We start from the raw sequence: 20592 nt of genomic DNA on the forward strand, positions 1-20592 counted from the left end.
TGGTGACTGTTCCGCGTTCCGGCTGTGCCCCGGAACGGTCCGTTCCTCCGGATGGCGTTCTTGCTCGGGGTGACCACGTTGTTCACCGTTGTGACCACCGCTGGTTCGCCCACGTTCGAGCAGGAGGCCGTCCGTGCTGGTGAAGTCGAGCCAGGTTCACGCCGTACTGGTTTTGAGCCTGATGATGTGCCTGGTCGCGCCGGCCACCGCCGGAGCCGCGCCCGGAGCGCCTTCGACCTACCGCAACCAGATCGTGATGCAGGCTCAGCAGAAGAGCCAGTGGTGCTGGGCCGGTGCGGGCAACACCATCGCCGCCTTCCACGGCGCCACCGTCGGCCAGACGCGGTTCTGCCAGCTGGCGCACGGCGAGTCCGGCCAGGACTGCGCCAACCTCACCGGCACGCTCGCCGACCCGCAGCGCGCCTTCGCCCGGCTCGGGTTCAGCTCGCCGGGCCGCTACCTCGACCGGCCGATCACCTACGCGGCGATCCGGGCGCAGACCGCGGCGGGCCGGCCGCTGGAGACCCGGGTCGGCTTCCGCTCGGGCGGCGGGCATTCGCACGTCGTCTACGGCTACGACACCGGCGGCGACTGGGTGTTCTGGGGCGACCCGGGACCGGCCAAGCGCTACAACTGGTCGACCTACGGCTTCTACACGCACAATTCGTCGTTCTCCTGGACGCACACGCTCACCGGGATCGCCCGATGAGCAGGCGAGTGGTGGTCCTCGCCGTGCTGACCGGCGCGGCGCTGCTGATGACGGCACCGGTGTCAGGCGCGGCCCAGGCCGCCGGCATCAGCAGCGCCGACGCCGTGGCCGCGCGGGCCGCGGCCGTGAGCCTCCAGGACACGCTGGTCCGGTTCTTCGCGCAGGCCCCGGACTCGCACGGGCCGGTCACGGTGCGGGTCGCCCAGGACGCCTACCCCGTCTACGAGCTGTCGGCGGACTTCGTCGCGGGCAAGCCGGGCGCGGCGCCCGGTGACTTCGCCTACTTCGCCGTTCCCGCCCAGGCCTCCGACGGCCGGACCGCGACGCTCTGGTCGGTGCGTGGCGACGACGGCGCCTGGCAGGTGGGCAACATCGCTTCGGGCGACGTCGAAGGCGCGTACGCCCGGCAGCTGCCCGCGGGGGCACAGCTCCTGCACGAACCCCAGGTCGACGCCTGGTACGCGGTGCGGGACGGCCGCCTCACCCCGCTGGCCGGCGGGACCGCGGTCACCGTCGCCGACTACCAGCGGACCGTCGGCGCGCGCTACGCGGACAAGCTGCCCGGCTCGGCCTACGCCCGCGACGGCGAGGCCGGCGGCTACGACGCGACGTCCCAGGTGATGCCCCGCGGCGACGGCGGCCCGGCGGCGCCGAGCCACGACACCGGCTGGGTGCCGCTGCTGATCCTCGTCGGCGTGCTCGCGGTCAGTGGCGCCGGCTACGTCTTCCACCTGCGGCGGCACGCCGCATAGACGAACCGGCGGGCTCGGCGTCGATCCCCTTCCACCGAGCCCGCCGGTCAACCACCGCTACTGTGACCACCCGTGGGTCGATTGGTGGTCATCGAAGGGCTTGACGGCGCGGGCAAGCGCACGCTGGCCGACGGGCTGACGGCGGCGCTGGGCGCCCGGGGCGCGAGCGTGGCGTCGCTGGCGTTCCCGCGCTACGGCAAGAGCGTGCACGCCGACCTCGTGAAGGAAGCGCTGCACCGCGGGCACGGCGACCTCGCCGACTCGGTGTACGGCATGGCCGTGCTCTACGCGCTGGACCGCAGCGGCGCCGCGGACGACATCCGCGCGCTGCGGGACACCCACGACGTCGTCCTGCTCGACCGGTACGTCGCTTCCAACGCCGCGTACGCGGCCGCGCGCCTACGCCAGGACGCGACCGGCGACGTCGTGAAGTGGGTGTACGAGCTGGAAGTCGACCGCTTCGGGCTGCCCCGCCCGGACGCGCACCTGCTGCTGCGCGTCGCCCCTGCGGTGGCGGCCGAGCGCGCCGAACGCCGGGCGGCGACCGAAACCGACCGGGAGCGCGACGCCTTCGAAACCGACGACGGCCTGCAGCGGCGCTGCGCGGCTGTGTACGACGAACTGGCTGCGGCCGGCTGGCTCGCGCCGTGGCACGTCTTGGACGGCGTCGCGGGCGTCGACCACGAAGCTCTCGCGACGACGCTGCTAGGCCAGTAGCCGGGCGGGGTCGAACCGCTCGATCGGGTGCGCGGTGGTGCCGTCGACCACCAGGTCCGCGAGGACCTCGCCGACCACCGGCGCGAACTTGAAGCCGTGGCCGGAAAAGCCGCAGGCGAGCAGCACCCGCTCTTCGGCCGGGTGCGGGGCGAGCACGAAGCGCTCGTCGGCGGTGTCGGTGTACATGCACGTCGCCGCGCGGAGGAACGCGCCGGGCAGCGTCGGCAGGTGCCGCTTCACGACCGTCGCGATCTCGTGGACCTCGTCGCCGGTCACCGCGCGGTCGATGCCGTCGGGGGTGCACACGCGGCCCCCGCTGTGCAACGCCACCTTGACGCCGTCCGCGGGCGCATTGTGCGCCGGGAAGCCGTAGAACGTGTAGCCGTCGCCCTCCCAGATGTACACCGGGTGCCGCTGGAACGGCGCGACCCCGCCCGAAGGCGCGAACCAGTACTGCACCTGCCGCCGCACGGTGAAGGCGACGCCGAAGTCGCGCAGCAGCTCGCCGGCCCACGCGCCGGGGCACAGCACCAGCCGGTCCGCCGTGTAGTAGTTGTGCGACGTCCCGACGCGCACCCCGCCGGCCATGGTGCTCCAGGTGAACACCTTCTCCTCGTGGTGCAGTTCGGCGCCGCAACGCGCGGCGAGCTGCAGGTGCGCGGCGACGCTGCCCTCGGGCGACACCAGCCCCGCGCCCGGTTCGTACAGCGCGACTTCGTCCGGCGACGGTGCCATGGTCGGGAACCGCCGCCGGAGCTCGCCCGCGTCCAACAGTTCGTGCGGGATGCCGAAAGCCGCCGCCGAAGCCAGGCTGCCGGTGATCGTGCGCGAATCCGCCGTGCCGACCATGACCCCGCCGCAGCGGGTGAACAGCCGCCGCCCGCTGTCGCGCTCGAGACCGTCCCAGAGTTCGTGCGCCCGCAGCAGGAGCGGCACGTACTCGGGGCCTTCGAGGTACGCCTGCCGCGTGATGCGCGAACCGCCGTGGCTGGACCCGCGGTTGTGCACCGGCGCGAACTGGTCGATGCCGAGCACCCGCTGCCCGCGCTGCGCGAGCCGGTACGCGGCGGCGCTGCCCATGCCGCCGAGCCCGACGACGATGACGTCGTAGTGCGTCATGGCACCCTTCCGAAGTTGCGTCTTCAGCAACAACGTGCGCGGTGCGCGACGCGGTTGTCAAGCGCGGGCGAACTCCATGACCCAGTTGGACTCCCAGGTCCGCCCGCCGTCCGCGGAGAACTCCTGTTCCCACCGCGGCGAGGACGTGGTCGTGCCCGTCCAGGCGTAGTGCACCTTGATGGGGGCCCCTTCGTGCGTGTCGTCGCCGTAGAAGTCGCCGCGGCCGTCGGCGAACCGGCCCACGACCGGCGGCTGCAGCACGCCGTCGCGGCTGCTGGCCCAGTACAGCGACCACTCCTCGCGCCCGACGTCGAAGAGCCGGAGGGTGCAGCCGCGGGAACCGAGGGTGGGGAAGGCGATTTCGTCCATGTTGCCGCCGCCCTCGAAGAGGGACCAGCAGGTCGTCGTGCCGGGGAACTCGGTCCAGTCGTCGCTGCCGGTGAGCGGCTTGGCGAGCCGCCGGTTCGTCACGGTCCAGGAGCCGAGGAAGAAGTCGAAGTCGTTCATGAGGGAGAGCTTGCACCGGTACCACTGACATCTTTTGTCAGTGGCTGCTGGCAGACTTCGCCGGGTGCGCGCGAGCCGGCTGGTGTCCCTGTTGCTGCTGCTGCAGAACCGCGGGCGGCTGAGCGCCGCGCGGCTGGCGGCGGAGCTCGGCGTGACCGCGCGGACGGTGTACCGCGACGTCGAGGCGCTCGCCGCCGCGGGCGTCCCGATCTACGCCGAGGGCGGCCCGAACGGCGGCTACCAGCTCATGGACGGCTACCGGACGCGGCTGACCGGCCTGACCGAGGGCGAAGCCGGTTCGCTGTTCCTCACCGGCCTGCCGCAACCGGCCGCGGAACTGGGCCTGGGCGCGCAGGTGGCCGCCGCCGAGCTGAAGCTGATGGCGGCGCTGCCGACGCCGTACCGCGACGCGTCGCTGCGCATCCGGCAGCGCTTCCACCTCGACGCGCCCGGCTGGTACCGCGAGGCCGACCCGGTGCCGCGGCTGCTCGAAGCGGCGGAAGCGCTGTGGCAGGACCGGGTCGTCGAGGTCCGCTACCGCCGCTGGTCGCCGTCGCCCGGCGTCGTGACGCGGCGGCTGCACCCGCTCGGCCTCGTCCTCAAGGCCGGCGTCTGGTACCTCGTCGCCGGGCCGGAGCCGCGGACCTACCGCGTCTCGAACATCGAAGACCTGCGGCCGCTCGACGAGCACTTCACCCGGCCCGGCGCCTTCGAACTCGCGGAGTTCTGGCGCGCGCACGTCGAACGCTACGAGGAAAGCGAAATCGACGAGACCGCCGTCGTCCGGCTGACGCCCGCCGGGATCGCCGCCCTGCCGGACGTCCTCGGCCCGAAGGCCGCCCGGCTCGTCTCCCGCACGCTCGAACCCGAGGACGCCGAAGGCTGGCGCCGCGCCCGCGTACCGCTGGAAAGCGTGCCCCACGCCGCCGCCGGGTTGCTGCGGCTCGGGGCGGACGCGCAGGCGCTGGCGCCGCCGGAACTGGTGGCGCACCTGGGAAAAACCATCGCGGCGATGGCCCGGCTGTACCCCTAGTCCCGGAAATACCCCAGCTGCGCGGAAAGTTCCTCCGCCGCGTCGGTCATCGGGCGCACGACCTGCTTCACCCGCTGCTTCGAAAGCCGGTACGCCGGACCGGAAGCGCTCATCGCGGCGACGACGTCACCGCCGGGACCGTGGATCGGCACGGCGACCGCGTGCATGCCGAGTTCAAGTTCCTCGTAGCAAGCCGCGTAGCCGTCTTCGAGCACCCGCTCCAATTCGGACAGCAGCTCTTCCGGCTCGACCGTCGTGCGCGGCGTGTACTGCTCCAGCTTCCGCTTCAGCACCCGCTTGCGCTCGGCTTCGCCCATGTACGCCAGCAGGATCTTGCCGCTGGACGTCGCGTGCAGCGGCGTGCGCTGGCCGGTCCAGTTCTGCGTGGTGATCGCGGCCGAACCGCGGGCCTGGCTGATGTTGATGGCGACGCCGTCGTCCGCGATGGCGATGTTCACCGTCTCGCCCAGCTCCTCGGCGAGCGACAGGCAGCTCGCACGGCCGAGCTTCGCCAGGTCCATGCGCCCGGTCGCGGCGCCGGCGAGCCGGACGACCCCGAACCCGATCGCGTACTTCCCGCGTTCCCCGAGCTGTTCGACGAGACCTCTGGACTCCAGGACGCTGAGCAGCCGCGACGCCGTCGACTTGTGGACGCCCAGCTCGCCCGCGATCTCGGTGATGCCGGTTTCGCCGTGGCGGGCGAGCAGCTCCAGCACGCTGATCGCACGGTCGACCGACTGCACCTGGCTCTGAGTTGCGTTGCCCGAGTCCTGGTTCCGCATAGCGCAACACTATCCGTTTCGTGCGTTTCCTATCGGCTGAGTGGGCGAATCTCTTGACGGGCGCGGCCGGGAGGCCCGATTGTTGCGCACGGGGCACGGAGTAGCGCGCTGCGCAACTTTCACGCACTGCCGCGCCATCCGGCCAGCCGTTTCCCTGAACTCGCCTCGCAGGTCCGCGGAGGCCGCGCGCGAAAGCCGCGCGGCCTCCGCGGACCGTCCAAAGCCGGAGGTACCGGCACCCGGATGGAGCAGGGAAGGGTCGCGATCTTGATCTTTCTGGTGGTCAAACACGCGGGTCGCGCGTGCGGCCACCGGAACTAGTGCGAATATGTGGACATGAAGGCACGTGTTCTCGTGGTCGACGACGACCCCGCCCTCGCGGAGATGCTCACCATCGTGCTCCGTGGGGAGGGGTTCGACACGGCGGTGGTCGCCGACGGCTCACGCGCGCTTCCGGCGCTGCGCGAGCTGAAGCCCGACCTCGTCCTGCTCGACCTGATGCTGCCCGGGATGAACGGGATCGACGTCTGCAAGGCGATCCGCGCCGAGTCCGGGGTGCCGATCGTCATGCTCACCGCCAAGAGCGACACCGTCGACATCGTCCTCGGCCTGGAGTCGGGCGCGGACGACTACGTCGTCAAGCCGTTCAAGCCGAAGGAGCTGGTCGCGCGGGTGCGAGCCCGGATGCGCCGCACCGAGGCCGAACCCGCGGAGTCGCTCACCATCGGGGACCTGGCGATCGACGTGCCGGGGCACGAGGTCACCCGCGAGGGCAAGGCCATCCCGCTGACCCCGCTGGAGTTCGACCTGCTGGTCGCGCTGGCCCGCAAGCCGCGCCAGGTGTTCACCCGCGAGGTGCTGCTCGAGCAGGTCTGGGGCTACCGGCACGCGGCCGACACCCGGCTGGTGAACGTGCACGTCCAGCGGCTGCGGTCCAAGGTGGAGAAGGACCCGGAACACCCCGAGGTGGTGTTGACCGTTCGCGGCGTCGGGTACAAGGCCGGCCCGCCGTGATGCGTCGATGACCTCCGCGACCGGCAGACGGATCCCCGCGTTCGCGCGTTCGACGGCACGCCTGGTGCGGCGTGTCGTCGTTTTCGCGCGCCGTCGCGCGGTCGCGTTCAACGAGCTGTGGAAGCACTCGCTGCAGTTCCGGGTCACCGTGTCGACCCTCGCGCTGTCCTCCGCGGTGGTCTTCGTGCTGGGCATGGTCCTGCAGAACCAGATCACCGAACGGCTGCTGGACACCAAGCGCGACGCGGCGATCGCGCAGACCCGCGCCGCGGCCGAGACGGCGGCCGGCGAGCTGGTCGGTCTCGGCGGCGAGACGCGCGACGCCACGACCAACCGGCTCGAGAACGCGCTGAAGAAGATCGCGATCACGCCGACCAGCCAGGACGCGGCCGGATCGGCGGCAGGCACGTTCGTCCCGGTGCTCGCCAGCGGCGGCCACGACCAGTCCGGCGACGAGCCGGCGTCCGCGGGCCCGTACGAAAACGTGCCGCCGCGGCTGCGCCAGTTCGTCGAGGCTGACCAGATGAGCTGGCTCGAGCACACCGTCCCCGACACCGCCGGCGGGCGCACGACGTACCTGATCGTCGGCATCCCGCTGAACACCGTGGCGAGCCCGTTGCAGCTGTACTTGCTGTTCCCGCTGACGACCGAGCAGAACACCGTCGCGACCGTGCAGAACACGCTGCTCGTCGGCGGGCTGGTGCTGCTGCTCCTGCTGGCCGGCATCACGAACCTGGTGACCCGGCAGGTGGTGCGCCCGGTCCGCCAGGCCGCCGCCGCGGCCGAGCAGTTCGCGGGCGGCGACCTCGACCAGCGGCTCGCCGTGCTCGGCGAGGACGACCTGGCGAAGCTCGCGGTGTCCTACAACGGGATGGCCGCCAGCATCCAGCGCCAGATCCGCCAGCTCGAGGAGTTCGGCGGGCTGCAGCGCCGCTTCACCTCCGACGTCTCGCACGAGCTGCGCACGCCGCTGACCACCGTCCGGATGGCCGCGGACGTGCTGCACGCCTCCCGCGAGCAGTTCCCGGCCGGGCTGGCCCGCTCGACCGAGCTGCTGGTCGACGAGCTCGACCGGTTCGAGGCACTGCTCGGCGACCTGCTGGAGATCAGCAGGCTGGACGCCGGCGTAGAGGAGCTGGCCGCGGAGTTCATCGACGTCCGCCCGATCGCGACCCGTGCGGTCGAGCAGGTGCGGGTCATCGCCGGCAACGCGGGCAGCTCGGTCGAGCTGGTGCTGCCCGACGAGGAGGTGATCGCCGAGGTCGACGCGCGGCGCGTCGAACGGATCCTGCGCAACCTGCTCGCGAACGCCGTCGACCACAGCGAGGGCCGGCCGGTGGTGCTCGCCCTCGGGGCGAACGAGGACGCCGTCGCCATCACGGTCCGGGACCACGGCGTCGGCCTGCGGCCCGGCGAAGCGGACCTGGTGTTCAACCGGTTCTGGCGCGCGGACCCGTCGCGCAACCGGCGCACCGGCGGCACCGGGCTCGGCCTGGCGATCAGCCAGGAGGACGCGCGCCTGCACGGCGGCGAACTCGACGCGTGGGGCGAACCCGGCTACGGCGCCTGCTTCCGGCTGGTGCTGCCGCGCCGCCAGGACGTGCCGGCCGGCGACCCGCCGCTGACGCTGCCGCCGCCGGACCACGTTTCGGCCGAGGTGCCGCTCGGGATCATCGACGTCACGCCGGCGCCCGAAGCGATCTTCGCGGAACGTGAGGAAATCGGTCAGTGAAACGGCTTCTGGTATCCCTGTTGTGCTTCGTGTTGCTCGCCGGCTGCGCGAACGTTCCGCTGGAATCGCAGCCCGTCGTGGTTCCCGGCGAGCGCCAGGGGCAGGGCTCGGGTGACGTCGTGGCCGAGCCGCGGCCGGACCTCGACCCGCTGACGCTGGTCCGGGAGTTCGTCCGCGCGACGCTCAAGCCGGGCCAGAACAACGCGGCCGCCCGCGCCTACCTGGACGACGCGGGCCGCGCGAGCTGGCGGCCGAGCCGCAGCCTGACGATCATCCAGAACACCTTCGGCACGGTCTACGACACGAACCCGCAGCCCGACCCGAACACCCAGGTCGTCAACGTGCGCGGGAGCGACATCGGCACGCTGGACCAGAACAACGCGTTCGTCCCGGACTTCAGCCCGGCGCTGCTGCAGGTCAAGGTGCGCAAGCAGCCGACCGGCCAGTGGCGGATCGTCGACCCGCCCGCCGACCTGTACGCGACCGAGTCCGACTTCAGCGAGAACTACACGCCGGTGCCGGTGAGCTTCTACTCGGAGTCGTCGAACACGTTCGTCCCCGACCGGCGCTACGTCGTCGCGAAACCGCAGTCCGGGCTGCCGGGCCGGGTGATGGACCTGCTGGTCAGCGGCCCCTCGACGAGCCTGGCCGGCGCGGTGAAGAACTTCCTCGGCGAGCCGGTCGAGATCGACACGAACGTCAAGAGCCTCGACGACGGCACGCTCGTGGTGCCGCTGAGCGGGCTGTCGGGGGTGTCCGACGACACCCGGAACCTGATCGCCGCGCAGATCGTCCTTTCGCTTCAATACGTCACGTCGGCGCGGATCCGGATCCTCGCCGACGGCGCCCCGCTGGTGCCGAACCACCCGGACTGGCGCCTGAACGACCTCCCGGCGTACGGCTCGACGCTGTCGCCGAACCTGGAGCTCTCGGGCCTGATGACGGTCGGCGGCCGCGTGCGTTCCCTCGGCGACGGCGCCCCGGTCCCCGGCCCGGCGGGCAACGGCGGCTACGACGTGGTGAGCGCGGCCCAGTCCCTCGACGGCAAGCGCCTGGCGGTGGTGGAGCGCGAAGGCGGCGGCGTCCGCCTGCGGATCGGCGACCTGGGGCACGAGCTGTCCCAGGTGACCCTCGGCGGCACGACACTGAGCCGCCCGACGTGGCGCCCCGGCACCGGCGAGGTGTGGACGGTGGTCGACCAGCTGTCGGTGGGCCGGATGGTGGTCAACCAGAACGGCGTCTGGACGGCGCTGGGCGTCAACGCGACGGACCTGAACCAGCAAGGCGAGATCTCGGAGCTCAGGTTCTCCCGCGACGGCGCCCGCGTGGCCGCGGTGATCAAGGGCCAGCTGTGGGTGGCCTCGGTGGTCGGCGTCGGCGACTCGGTATCGCTGCGCGAGCCCCGCCACCTCCAGCCCCACGACCTGGAAGACGTGGTCGACGTCGACTGGGTCGCCCAGGACAACCTGGTGGCGGTGACGAAGTCGTCGTCCCAGCCGGTGGTCCGCGTGACGGTGGACGGCCAGCGCATGGACGCGTTCAACAGCTCCAACCTGACGCCCCCGGTCCACGGCGTGACGGCGGCCCCGGGCCGCCAGATCGTGGTGGCCGACCTGAGCGGCCTGTGGACGGCCTCGGTGCTGGGCGAGGTGTGGCGGCCGCAGGCCCACACGATGAAGGACGCGGATCCGTTCTACCCGGGGTGATTCCACTCGTGTGGGTGACGGCTGGGTGTTCGAAACTGTCGGTGGTGGTCGTGAGACTGTCCGTGTGCTGGAGAAGCTGCTCGATCTGTTGATCCCGAGTCGCTGCGCTGCTTGTGGAGCGCGCGGCTTGCCGTGTTGTGCCCGGTGCGGGGAGGTTTGGGGGTCGGTCCGGGAGGTTTTCCGGGTGCCGACGACCGGGCTGGTGCGGGTGTTCGCACTGGCCCGGTACCGCGGCGTGGGGCGGCGGTTGCTGCTCGCGTACAAGGAGCGGGGGCGCCGGGATCTGGCGCCATCGCTGGGGCGGGCGTTGGCGGAGGCGGTGGTGGAGCTGCCACTCGGTGCTGCGGAGCCTGCGCTCACCGGCTTCGCTCAGCCAGCCGGACCTGCTTTTTCGGCGCGCGAGCCTGCGCTCACCAGCCTCGCCCAGCCGACCGCACCTCCACCCCGCTCGATCTGCCTGGTCCCGGCCCCAAGCCGCCCCTCGGCATCGCGGGTCCGCGGCGGCCCGCACGTCGAGCGCCTCGCGAACGCCGCAGCAGAAGCCCTCGCCGCCCGCGGCATCGAAGCAGCGGTCGCCCCAGCCCTCGAACTAGCCGGCAGCGCCCGGGACGCAGTCGGCCTGGGCCGCGCGGAACGGGTCGCCAACCTGGCCGGCCGCCTGCGGTTCCGCGAGGCAGGCCGCCCGCCGCCGGGTCAGACCGTCGTGGTGCTGGACGACGTGATCACGACCGGCGCCACCGCGGCCGCCTGCACGAGGGTGCTGGCCGCGGCCGGGGTCACGGTCTCCGCCGTCCTGACCCTGCTCTCAGCCGGGTGAAATTCCGGCGGGAACGCCCGGCCGTCACCCGGTGCGCGGGTGCCGGAGCCTCGGAGTCCGTCGGGTCCATGACCCCACCATGGCACCGCGGCCGCCGAAACGCACACCCGAAGCCCGGCAACGGACCTGGTCACCCACGCGACCCGCGAAACCGAACCCGCCGCGGTACCGGTTCCACCCGAACCACCCCCGCACCCGGGTGAACCCGCCCATCACCTACACGAGTGATGTCCGCCGGGAACGCGAGCGGCCCGGCGGCCGTTGTCCGGGCATGAGGGTGTCGATCACGACCACTCGGCCGCCACACCACTCCACCGGAGTGGCGGCTGTGCCGGACGTGGCCGTCACCCTCGGCGTCCACCTGGAGGAAGCGATGCGCCGTCCGTGTGAAAACACGCTCCGTGCACCGCGTCCGACCAGCGGGTGTTTTCTGGTGTTCATCCCGCGATCACTGCGCGGGGTGACGGAGTCTCATTCCTCGACATCCCCCGGCTCGGGGGCTGTTGCAACGGGCGTGAGGAAGCTAACGTGCTCCGCTATCAGCAATCCCCGCAGGCAGGGAGGTGACGAGCCCATGTCCCTGGCGCCGGAGGTGCGCTGAGTCCGCGCTCGGGCCCCGGCACGAGACGTCGTGAACCGTTCCCGAGTTCCTTCTCAGCCCGCGATCCGGGCTTCCGTCCCCGCAATACCGGCGCCGTGTGAAAACACAACAGCTCGCAGTCATCGAAGCGAGGGAGGTCGTGTATGGACATCGTCGTTAAGGGCCGCAACGTGGAGGTGCCCGACCACTATCGGGCGCTTGTCAGCGAAAAGCTGGCCCGGCTCGAGCGCTACGACAGGAAAGTCATCCGGTACGACGTGGAACTGTTCCACGAACCCAACCGACGCCAGGCCAAGAGTTGCCAGCGCGTCGAAATCACCGGAAAGGGGCGGGGCCCGGCCGTGCGCGCAGAAGCGTGTGCCGCCGACTTCTACGCAGCGCTTGATTCCGCAGTCACCAAGCTGGAAAACCGGCTGCGGAGGACACACGACCGGAGGCGTGTGCACTACGGGCGCAGCCGCCCGGAATCGGTCGCCGAAGCGACCTCGATGCTGCCCGGTGGTGGATCCCCGGCCGCAGCCAGTCCCGCCGCGCGTACCGCGGTGTTGGAGGCACCCGAAGCCCTGCCGCAGACGAACGGCTTCGCGAGTGCCGACGAGATAGACCTGCCCCAGCAGCAGAGCTGGGCCGACGACGACCTCGGTCACCTTCCCGGTCGCGTCGTTCGCGAGAAGCAGCACACCGCGGAGCCCATGACGGTGGACCAGGCTCTCTACGAGATGGAGCTGGTCGGCCACGACTTCTACCTCTTCAACGACTCCGAAGCGGGCCGGCCCAGCGTGGTCTACCGGCGGAAAGGCTTCGACTACGGCGTTATCCGGCTCGGCTGAGCCGGTCTAAGGAGGCCCGCCGGATGGCCCGCACGCGGCTCGCGTGCGGGCCATCCGCATGTCAGAACCTTATTCTGGTCAGGTCGGCGCTACGGACCGCAGGCCGCCCGCCCGCGGTGGCATTCGCGCCGGCCGACGGCTGAATAAGGTTCTCAGGACGTACGGCGTGTGCACACGACGGCCACCGTTCCCTACGATGGGGGTGGGAAGGTGGCGCCGAACACGGCCGCCACCGCGGGAGAACCTGCCCGGGACCGGCCTGGGCGTGCTCATATTCAGCTAGTGAGGTCGACCGGATGGTGCTGAACCGCCTGCTCCGCGCGGGTGAGGGCAAGATGGTGAAGCGGCTGCGCAACATCGCCGATCACATCAACACCCTCGAAGACGACGTCAAGGACCTGACCGACGCCGAGCTGCGGGCCAAGACCGAGGAGTTCCGCAAGCGGAACGGCGACGGCGAGTCCCTCGACGAGCTGCTGCCCGAGGCCTTCGCGGTCGTCCGGGAGGCGGCCAAGCGGGTGCTGGGCCAGCGTCACTTCGACGTCCAGCTGATGGGCGGCGCCGCCCTGCACCTCGGCCAGGTCGCCGAGATGAAGACCGGTGAGGGCAAGACGCTCACCTGCGTCCTCCCGGCCTACCTCAACGCCATCCCCGGCAAGGGCGTCCACGTCGTCACGACGAACGACTACCTGGCCAAGCGCGACTCGGAGTGGATGGGCCGCATCCACCGGTTCCTCGGCCTCGAGGTCGGCGTGATCCTGTCGGAACAGCAGCCGGACGTCCGGCGCGCCCAGTACAACGCCGACATCACCTACGGCACGAACAACGAGTTCGGCTTCGACTACCTGCGCGACAACATGGCGTGGAGCCTCGACGACTGCGTGCAGCGCGGGCACTACTTCGCCGTGGTCGACGAGGTGGACTCGATCCTCATCGACGAGGCCCGGACGCCGCTGATCATCTCGGGCCCGGCGGACCAGTCGTCGCGCTGGTACGTCGAGTTCGCCCGGCTCGCGCCGTTGATGCAGGGCATCGACACCACCACGATGGGCTCGCGCGAGCGCACCGAGAAGACGAACCTGATCAACTCGAAGTACCACTACGAGGTCGACCAGCGGAAGCGCACCGTCGCCGTCACCGAGAAGGGCGTCCGGTTCGTCGAGGACCAGCTCGGCATCGACAACCTCTACGAGGCCGCCAACACGCCGCTGGTCGGGTACCTGAACAACGCGCTGAAGGTGCAGGAGCTCTTCCACCGCGACAAGGACTACATCGTCCGCAACGGCGAAGTCATGATCGTCGACGAGTTCACCGGGCGCATCCTGGTCGGCCGCCGCTACAACGAGGGCATGCACCAGGCGATCGAGGCCAAGGAAAAGGTCGAGATCAAGGCCGAGAACCAGACCCTCGCCACGATCACGCTGCAGAACTACTTCCGGCTCTACGAAAAGCTTTCCGGCATGACCGGTACGGCCGAGACCGAGGCCGCGGAGTTCCACCAGACCTACAAGCTGGGTGTGGTGCCGATCCCGACGAACCGGCCGATGGTCCGCGTCGACCAGGCGGACCTGATCTACAAGACCGAGCAGGCCAAGTTCGAGGCCGTCGCCGAGGACATCGCCGAGCGGCACGAGAAGGGCCAGCCGGTCCTCGTCGGCACCACGAGCGTCGAGAAGTCCGAGCACCTGTCGAAGCTGCTGGTGAAGCTGAGCGTGCCGCACGAGGTGCTGAACGCGAAGCACCACGACCGCGAGGCGCTGATCGTCGCGCGCGCCGGCCAGAAGGGCGCCGTCACGGTCGCCACGAACATGGCCGGCCGCGGTACCGACATCGTGCTCGGCGGCAACCCCGACCTGATCGCCGACCAGGTGCTGCGCGAGCGCGGCCTGGACCCGGTCGAGCACTCCGAGGAGTACGAGGCCGCCTGGCCCGAGGTCCTCGAGCAGGTCAAGGCGGAGTCGAAGGCCGAGGCCGAGGAGGTCCGCGAGGCGGGCGGGCTCTACGTGCTGGGCACCGAGCGGCACGAGTCGCGCCGCATCGACAACCAGCTCCGCGGTCGTTCCGGCCGCCAGGGCGACCCGGGCGAGTCCCGGTTCTACCTCTCGCTCGGTGACGAGCTCATGCGCCGCTTCAACGCGACCATGGTCGAGCGCGTCATGACGACCATGCGGCTGCCCGACGACGTGCCGATCGAGCACAAGATGGTCTCCAAGGCCATCAAGAGCGCGCAGACCCAGGTCGAGCAGATCAACATGGAGCAGCGCAAGGACGTCCTCAAGTACGACGAGGTCATGAACGAGCAGCGCAAGGTGATCTACGCCGAGCGCCACCGCGTCCTCGCCGGCGAGAACCTGCGCGACCAGATCGAGGGCATGCTCGAGGACGTCGTCAACGCCTATGTGGACGGTGCGACGGCCAACGGCTACGCCGAGGACTGGGACCACGAGAAGCTGTGGACGGCGCTGAAGCAGCTGTACCCGGTCAGCATCGAGTGGGACGACCTGATGGAGGACGGCGACCTCGACGCGGCCGGCCTGCGCGAAGCCCTGCTCCAGGACGCCCGCAACGCCTACGACAAGCGCGAGGCGGAGATCAATGCGCTCGTCGGGCCGGACGGCATGCGGACCCTGGAGCACCAGGTGATGCTGACGGTGCTCGACCGCAAGTGGCGTGAGCACCTCTACGAGATGGACTACCTCAAGCAGGGCATCGGCATGCGGGCGCTCGCGCAGCGCGACCCGCTGATCGAGTACCAGCGCGAGGGCTTCGACATGTTCCGCGCGATGCTCGACTCGCTGAAGGAGGAGGCCGTCGGCTTCCTGTTCAACCTGCAGGTCGAGCGGGCCGAGGCGCCGCCGGCGGAGGACGCCGCGGCGCTGCCGACGGGGGTCGCCTCCGGCAACGGCCAGGCGTCCGAAGGCCGCCACGCGCGGCCGGCGCCGCCGCAGCCGCCGACGACCGACACCGAGTCCGTCCCGGCCGCGCTGCGCGGCAAGGGCCTCGGCGGCGGTGGCCAGCCGTCGGGCGTGACGCTGTCCGGCCCGGGCGAGGACGGCGAGGTCGAGTCCCACGCCGAGGGCGGCGCGCAGGCCGCGGGCGGCGGCGGGGGCACCCGCCGGGATCGCCGCGCCGCGCAGCGCGACGCGCAGAAGAAGGGCAAGAAGGGCCCGCGTCGCTGACGTGGGCAGGCACATCGGGGCGCGTGGCTCAGCCACGCGCCCCGATGTCGTGAATGGGGGTTCTCATGACGCAGGTCGTGGCCGAGCCGCAAGAGTTCTTCGCACTGTTCGCGGCCGATCGCCGGCCCGACCCGTACCCGCATTACGCGCATTGGCGCGAGCGCTGGCCAGTCGCGGAGCTGGCCGAGCGCATGTTCGCCGTCAGCGGTCTCGCCGAAGCCACGCAGGTGCTGCGCGACCCGGCGTTCGGGCACCCGGAACCGGAGTACCTGGATCCCGCGGACCGCCTCCCGGACCAGCCGGTCGACAAGTCGGGACGCGTGGTCCGGGCGTTCCTCTCGCTGAACCCGCCCGACCACACGCGGCTGCGGCGCCTGGTGGCGAAGGCGTTCACGCCGCGGATGGTGGAGCGGCTGGCGCCGCGGATCGAGGAGATCACGGCGGAGTCGCTCGACCGCGCGCCCGCCGAGTTCGACCTGATGACGTCGCTCGCGAAGCCGTTGCCGGTCGAGGTGATCGCCGAACTGCTGGGTGTCCCGCTGGACGACCGCGAGCAGTTCGCGGCGTGGTCGCACGCGATGGCGCGGGCCCTGGACCCGCCGTTCCTGCAGCGCCCGGAGACGATCGAGCCGGCGGTGAAGGCGCGGCAGTCGTTCGTCGGGTACTTCCGCGAGCTGGCGGACCGGCGCCGGAGCGAGCCGGGGGAGGACCTGCTCTCCGCGCTGGTGGCGGTCTCCGACGCGGGGGACGTGCTCACCGAGGGCGAGCTGCTGGTGACGCTCACGCTGCTGCTGATCGCGGGCCACGAGACGACGACGAACCTGATCGGCAACGGCGTGCTGGCGCTCCTGCACCACCCGGACGGTCTCCGCGCGGCGGCGGACGCCCCGGACCGCGTGGTGGAGGAGGTGCTGCGCTACGACTCACCGGTCCAGCTGACCGCGCGCACGGCACTGCGCGACACGACGCTCGGCGCGGTGCCGGTCCCGGCGGGCAGCCAGGCGATCGCCCTGCTCGGCGCGGCCAACCGCGACCCGGCGGCGAGCCCGGACCCCGACCGGTTCGACCCGGCCCGCCCCGCGGCCCGCCACCTGGCGTTCGGCCAGGGCATCCACTTCTGCCTGGGTGCGCCGCTGGCGAGGCTGGAGGGCCGGATCGTGTTCCGCGAACTGGCCCGGCGGCTCCCGGACCTGAAGCTCGCGGGCACCCCGGAGTGGAACCCGACGACCACCCTGCGCGGCCTGGCCACCCTGCCGGTCGCACGCTGAGACGGCCGGGACAGCCATCGGCGCGCAACCCGCCGATGGCTGTCCCGAACCCGTCATCCCGGCGGTGGTCGCGCCACTCCCGCTTCCCTCACGCCGCGCGCCGCAGGGGTCGGCCCGGCTGCTGGGGCTTCAGCAACGCGAACCGCACGCACCGCCACCCCGTCGGTGTGCGCGTGAAGCGGGCCGCCAGTGCGAACGAGCGGCCGTCGGCCTCCACCCGGGCGCACGCCTCGATCACGTCCGGGGCCGGGGTGCACGTGTGGATCGTCTGCGTGCGGTGGCGCGGTCGTGTCCTACTGGGACCGCTGAACCCCGCGTACACCTCCGGCGCCACCAGCGCGCGGACCTGCGCCGCCGGGCGGCGGCCGTCGTAGGCCTCCAGCAGCATGTTCAGCACGCGGCCGACTTCGCTCGCTTCGAGCTGACGGGGCACCGGGCAGCGGGCGCCGCCGCGGCGGTGTTCCAGTGGTGTCACCGACGGCGGCGGGTCCGCGCGCCTGGCCGCTTCGCAGTGGATCAACGTTCGCAGCCGGTGTTCCTCGATCATTTCGTCCCCTCCTGGACTCGGCATTTCCCCACCTCCGCCGCTTAGAGGCAGGAACGGGCCGGAAAGGCGACGGGAATCGCACAATCCGGGCGAGATCCGCCGAAGCGTGGGAATCTTCGGCAGTGTTGCGCTATGCGAGACAGCGCGTTGCCGCCCGGCTATGGTGTGCCGGGTGCTGAAAGGGCTATTGGTCGATTTCGCCGGAGTTCTCACCGACCCCGACGCCGGCCGGTTCTACGACTACCTGGCGGCCGCGCGCGAGCGCGGCGTCCGCACCGCGCTCCTCTCGAACGCCCCCGGGGCGTCGGCCGAGGTCAAGAACACGATGTTCGACTATTTCGACGCTCTGGTGTTTTCCGGTGAGGTCGGCGTGGCCAAGCCGGATCCGGCGGTCTACCTGATCGCGGCGGACCGTCTCGGGCTGCCCGCCGTGCGGTGCGCGTTCGTCGACGACTCCGCGACGAACATCCGCGGCGCCGTCCAGGCGGGCATGGTCGGCGTGCACCACCGGTCGGTCGAAGAGACTCTCGCGGAACTGAACGTGTTGTTCCCGGACGGCTGAGTAGTCAGCGGGCGCGGCGCACCAATTCGAACGACAAGACCGCCGCGGCGGCCGAGACGTTCAGCGACTCGACGTCACCGGGCATGGGAATCGACACCCATTCCGTGACGAGCTCGCCGACTTCTTCGCCGACGCCGGCCGTCTCGCCGCCGAGGACGAACGCCGCGCGCTGCGGCAGGTCGACGTCGAACACCGTGGTGCGCGCCGAAGCGCCCAGCGCGTAGAGCGCGTAGCCCGCTTCGGTGAGCATCTCCGCCGCTTCGCGCGCCGAGCCGCAGCGCAGCACCGGGGCGCGGAAGGCGACCCCGGCCGAAGCCTTGACCACCAGCGGGTCCAGCGCCGCGACGCCGCGGCGCGGCACGATCACGCCCTCGAGCCCGGCGGCGGTCGCCGTCCGCAGGATCATGCCGACGTTCGCGGGGGTGGTGATGCCGTCCAGCAGCAGCACCCGTGACGGCGGCCGCCGGTCGGCCAGCGCCGCGGAAAGCGCGCGCATCCGCGGCGCGACGACGTCGGCGAGCACGCCCTGGTCCTGCTTGCCGTTGCCGGCGAGCACCTTGACCCGGTGTGCGCTGGCGCGCTGCACCGCCACGCCGGCCTCCTTGGCCGCGCGCTGGATCTCCGCCGCGCCGGGGCCGCGAGCGGTGTCGGCGAGGATCACCTTGTCCACGCGCAGGCCGTCGTCCGCGAGCGCCTCGAGCACCGGCTTGCGGCCGTACACGGTCAGGAAGCGGTCTTTCGGCGAGACAGTCGACTCATCACCCACACCCGGCAGTCTCGCACTGTGCGACGATCGGCTCATGCCCGACCGCCTTTCCGCGCTGGACGCCTCGTTCCTCTACGTCGAGGACCACGCGACGCCGATGCACGTCGGCGGGGTGGCGATCTTCGAGCGGCCCCGGTCCGGCTTCAGCTACGCGCAGCTGCTGGACCTCGTCGGCGCTCGGCTGGCGTACCTGCCGCGGTACCGGCAGCGGGTGGCGGAGGTGCCCGGCCACCTCGCCCGTCCGGTGTGGGTGGACGACGTCGACTTCGACCTGAACTACCACGTCCGGCGCTCGGCGCTGCCCCAGCCGGGCAGCGACGAGCAGCTGTTCGACCTGGTCGCCCGCCTGATGTCGCGGCGGCTGGCGCCGGAGCGGCCGCTCTGGGAGGCGTACTTCATCGAGGGACTGGCCGGGGACCGCGTCGCGCTGGTGACGAAGACCCACCAGTCCGTTGTGGACGGTGTCGGCACGATCGAGCTCGGCCAGCTCATCCTGGACCCGACGCCGGCCGAGCCGGAACCGTTCGAGGACATCTGGACGCCGCGGCGCGAGCCGAGCCGGACGCAACTGGTGCTGGACGCGGTCAGCGAGGGCGTCCAGCGGCCGGGTGAGGTCGTCGAGAACGTCCGCTCGGCGGCGAACGACGCGTTCGCGGCGGCGGGCAAGTTCGCCGAGACTGTCGGCGGGGTGGCGTCGACGCTGCGCACGCTGGTGCGGCCGGCGCCGACCGGCCCGCTGAACGTCCGCGTGTCCGGCGGCCGCGTGTTCTCCGTGGTCCGGACGCGGCTGGAGGACTTCCGCAAGATCCGCGCGGCGCACGGCGGCACGGTCAACGACGTCGTCCTCGCGGCCGTCACCGGCGCGTTGCGCGAATGGCTGCTTTCGCGCGAGGAGCCGCTGACCCCGGACACGACGGTCCGCGCGCTGGTGCCGCTGGCGGTCCGCGACAAGGAGACGGCGGAGTTCTCGACGCCGGCGCTGGTCGGCAACCAGGTGGCCGCGTACCTGGTGGACCTGCCGGTCGGCGAGCCGAACCCGGTGCTGCGCCTGCAGCACATCGGCCACGCGATGGCCGAGCACCTGGATTCGGGCCGGTCGGTGGCGGCGCGCGGCCTGCTCAAGGTCGGCGGCTTCGCCCCGGCTACGCTCCATTCGCTCGGCGCGCGAGCGGCGGGGTCGCTGTCGGGGCGCATCTTCAACGTCATGGTGACCAATTCGCCGGGCCCGCAGGTGCCGATGTACGCGGGAGAGGCCAGACTGGTCGAGATGTTCCCGGTGATGCCGCTGATGCGCACCCAGGCGCTGGCGATCGGGGTGACGTCCTACCACGGCGGCGTCTACTTCGGACTGAACGGCGACCGCAAGGCCGCCTTCGACGTCGACCTGCTGGCCGGGATGATCGAAGAATCCTTGGAAGAGCTGAAGGGTGCGCACTGGTGAGGGTTTATCTGCCTGCGACCATCGCGATGCTTCGCGACCTCGAGTCCTCGGGGGAGTTCCGCGCCCGCAGCGGAACGGCGTTCGCGCTGACGCCGGCCTTGCGCGAGGCGTACGTGAGCGGGTCCGACGAGGAACTGGAGTACGCGGCCCTGCTGGACGCGGCCCGCGCCTCGCTGCGGCTGATCGCGGCGGAGGAGAAGGGCGAACCGCGGCGCGTGGTGGTGTCGGCCGACGTCGAGGGCGTGACGCTGCGGCCGGACCTGGACGCCCCGGTCGTCCGCATCGGCGGCCCCATCCCGATGAAGTTGGTGGCGGCGATCCACGTGGACGCGCCCGAGGCGGCCGAAGCGGTCTCGGCGGCCGCGGCGGTGATCGACGCGGCGGATCTGGGGGATCCGGACGCCGAGTTCACTTTGGGCGATGCCGAGGACCACGAACTGGCTTGGTACGCGCCGCAGGAACTGCCGTTCCTGCTGGAGCTGCTCTGAGTTGTCCACAGGTGGGTTCACC

At 71.4% G+C, this 20592-nt stretch carries 19 protein-coding genes; 14 read left to right on the plus strand and 5 right to left on the minus strand.

Features of this window, described 5'->3' with window-relative positions; translation table 11 throughout:
- The first annotated feature begins 133 nt into the window (after positions 1-133).
- The 3 genes from H4696_RS40960 to H4696_RS40970 all read left to right on the plus strand — a co-directional run bounded on the left by H4696_RS40960 (position 134) and on the right by H4696_RS40970 (position 2178).
- On the plus strand, positions 134-709 hold the full coding sequence (locus H4696_RS40960) for a papain-like cysteine protease family protein (RefSeq protein ID WP_086858422.1): 576 nt from the start codon (positions 134-136) through the stop codon (positions 707-709).
- Entirely contained in the window at positions 706-1461 is a 756-nt protein-coding gene (locus tag H4696_RS40965) for a hypothetical protein (protein ID WP_086858423.1), read from the plus strand. The genes H4696_RS40960 and H4696_RS40965 overlap by 4 nt, the downstream gene beginning before the upstream one ends.
- Positions 1462-1545: 84 nt before the next feature.
- Entirely contained in the window at positions 1546-2178 is a 633-nt protein-coding gene (locus tag H4696_RS40970) for a dTMP kinase (RefSeq protein WP_192783119.1), read from the plus strand.
- Here H4696_RS40970 and solA read toward each other — a convergent pair.
- Both solA and H4696_RS40980 read right to left on the minus strand, forming a co-directional pair.
- Positions 2167-3297 (minus strand): N-methyl-L-tryptophan oxidase, encoded by a 1131-nt coding sequence (gene solA / locus H4696_RS40975; protein ID WP_192782802.1) that lies wholly within the window; start codon positions 3295-3297, stop codon positions 2167-2169. The genes H4696_RS40970 and solA overlap by 12 nt on opposite strands.
- A 57-nt stretch (positions 3298-3354) precedes the next feature.
- Positions 3355-3804 (minus strand): hypothetical protein, encoded by a 450-nt coding sequence (locus H4696_RS40980; protein ID WP_086858426.1) that lies wholly within the window; start codon positions 3802-3804, stop codon positions 3355-3357.
- A gap of 64 nt (positions 3805-3868) precedes the next feature.
- Between H4696_RS40980 and H4696_RS40985 the strand changes: the two genes are divergently transcribed.
- Complete coding sequence (locus H4696_RS40985) at positions 3869-4837, plus strand: helix-turn-helix transcriptional regulator (RefSeq protein ID WP_086858427.1); 969 nt, start codon at positions 3869-3871, stop codon at positions 4835-4837.
- Here the strand turns inward: H4696_RS40985 and H4696_RS40990 are convergent.
- A complete protein-coding gene (locus tag H4696_RS40990; protein WP_086858428.1) occupies positions 4834-5619 on the minus strand; it encodes an IclR family transcriptional regulator in 786 nt (261 codons plus the stop codon). The two genes, H4696_RS40985 and H4696_RS40990, sit on opposite strands and share 4 nt — an antisense overlap.
- Positions 5620-5955: 336 nt before the next feature.
- On the opposite strand from H4696_RS40990, the gene mtrA reads away from it, so the two are divergent.
- The 7 genes from mtrA to H4696_RS41025 all read left to right on the plus strand — a co-directional run bounded on the left by mtrA (position 5956) and on the right by H4696_RS41025 (position 16766).
- Positions 5956-6633, plus strand: coding sequence for an MtrAB system response regulator MtrA (mtrA, locus tag H4696_RS40995; protein WP_005150760.1), 678 nt, complete (start codon positions 5956-5958; stop codon positions 6631-6633).
- Positions 6634-6640: 7 nt separating this feature from the next.
- Complete coding sequence (mtrB, locus tag H4696_RS41000; protein ID WP_086858429.1) at positions 6641-8365, plus strand: MtrAB system histidine kinase MtrB; 1725 nt, start codon at positions 6641-6643, stop codon at positions 8363-8365.
- Positions 8362-10071 (plus strand): LpqB family beta-propeller domain-containing protein, encoded by a 1710-nt coding sequence (locus H4696_RS41005; protein ID WP_086858430.1) that lies wholly within the window; start codon positions 8362-8364, stop codon positions 10069-10071. Before mtrB ends, H4696_RS41005 begins: the two co-directional genes overlap by 4 nt.
- Before the next feature lie 67 nt (positions 10072-10138).
- Positions 10139-10888 carry a ComF family protein gene (locus H4696_RS41010; RefSeq protein WP_225957967.1) on the plus strand — a complete coding sequence of 250 codons (750 nt, stop codon included), beginning with the start codon at positions 10139-10141 and terminating at the stop codon, positions 10886-10888.
- 744 nt (positions 10889-11632) lie between these two features.
- Positions 11633-12319: a ribosome hibernation-promoting factor, HPF/YfiA family gene (hpf, locus tag H4696_RS41015; protein WP_086858432.1), complete on the plus strand. Its 687-nt coding sequence runs from the start codon at positions 11633-11635 to the stop codon at positions 12317-12319.
- Between the two features lie 296 nt (positions 12320-12615).
- On the plus strand, positions 12616-15498 hold the full coding sequence (gene secA, locus H4696_RS41020; protein ID WP_086858433.1) for a preprotein translocase subunit SecA: 2883 nt from the start codon (positions 12616-12618) through the stop codon (positions 15496-15498).
- A gap of 65 nt (positions 15499-15563) precedes the next feature.
- Positions 15564-16766: a cytochrome P450 gene (locus tag H4696_RS41025; RefSeq protein WP_086858434.1), complete on the plus strand. Its 1203-nt coding sequence runs from the start codon at positions 15564-15566 to the stop codon at positions 16764-16766.
- Positions 16767-16854: 88 nt separating this feature from the next.
- On the opposite strand, the gene H4696_RS41030 is transcribed toward H4696_RS41025, so the two are convergent.
- The gene (locus H4696_RS41030; protein ID WP_086858435.1) at positions 16855-17313 is read right to left on the minus strand and encodes an Rv3235 family protein; all 459 of its coding nucleotides are present in this window, start codon (positions 17311-17313) and stop codon (positions 16855-16857) included.
- Between the two features lie 187 nt (positions 17314-17500).
- On the opposite strand from H4696_RS41030, the gene H4696_RS41035 reads away from it, so the two are divergent.
- Positions 17501-17875, plus strand: coding sequence for an HAD-IA family hydrolase (locus tag H4696_RS41035; protein WP_086858436.1), 375 nt, complete (start codon positions 17501-17503; stop codon positions 17873-17875).
- A 4-nt stretch (positions 17876-17879) separates the two neighbouring features.
- Here the strand turns inward: H4696_RS41035 and H4696_RS41040 are convergent, their stop codons facing one another.
- The gene (locus tag H4696_RS41040) at positions 17880-18641 is read right to left on the minus strand and encodes a TrmH family RNA methyltransferase (protein WP_086858437.1); all 762 of its coding nucleotides are present in this window, start codon (positions 18639-18641) and stop codon (positions 17880-17882) included.
- Between the two features lie 34 nt (positions 18642-18675).
- Between H4696_RS41040 and H4696_RS41045 the strand changes: the two genes are divergently transcribed.
- Positions 18676-20082 carry a WS/DGAT/MGAT family O-acyltransferase gene (locus H4696_RS41045; protein ID WP_086858438.1) on the plus strand — a complete coding sequence of 469 codons (1407 nt, stop codon included), beginning with the start codon at positions 18676-18678 and terminating at the stop codon, positions 20080-20082.
- Positions 20079-20570: a DUF6912 family protein gene (locus H4696_RS41050; RefSeq protein WP_086858439.1), complete on the plus strand. Its 492-nt coding sequence runs from the start codon at positions 20079-20081 to the stop codon at positions 20568-20570. Before H4696_RS41045 ends, H4696_RS41050 begins: the two co-directional genes overlap by 4 nt.
- Positions 20571-20592: the final 22 nt, after the last annotated feature.

The sequence above is a fragment of the Amycolatopsis lexingtonensis genome (genome assembly GCF_014873755.1).
GTDB classification, from domain to species: Bacteria; Actinomycetota; Actinomycetes; order Mycobacteriales; family Pseudonocardiaceae; genus Amycolatopsis; species Amycolatopsis lexingtonensis.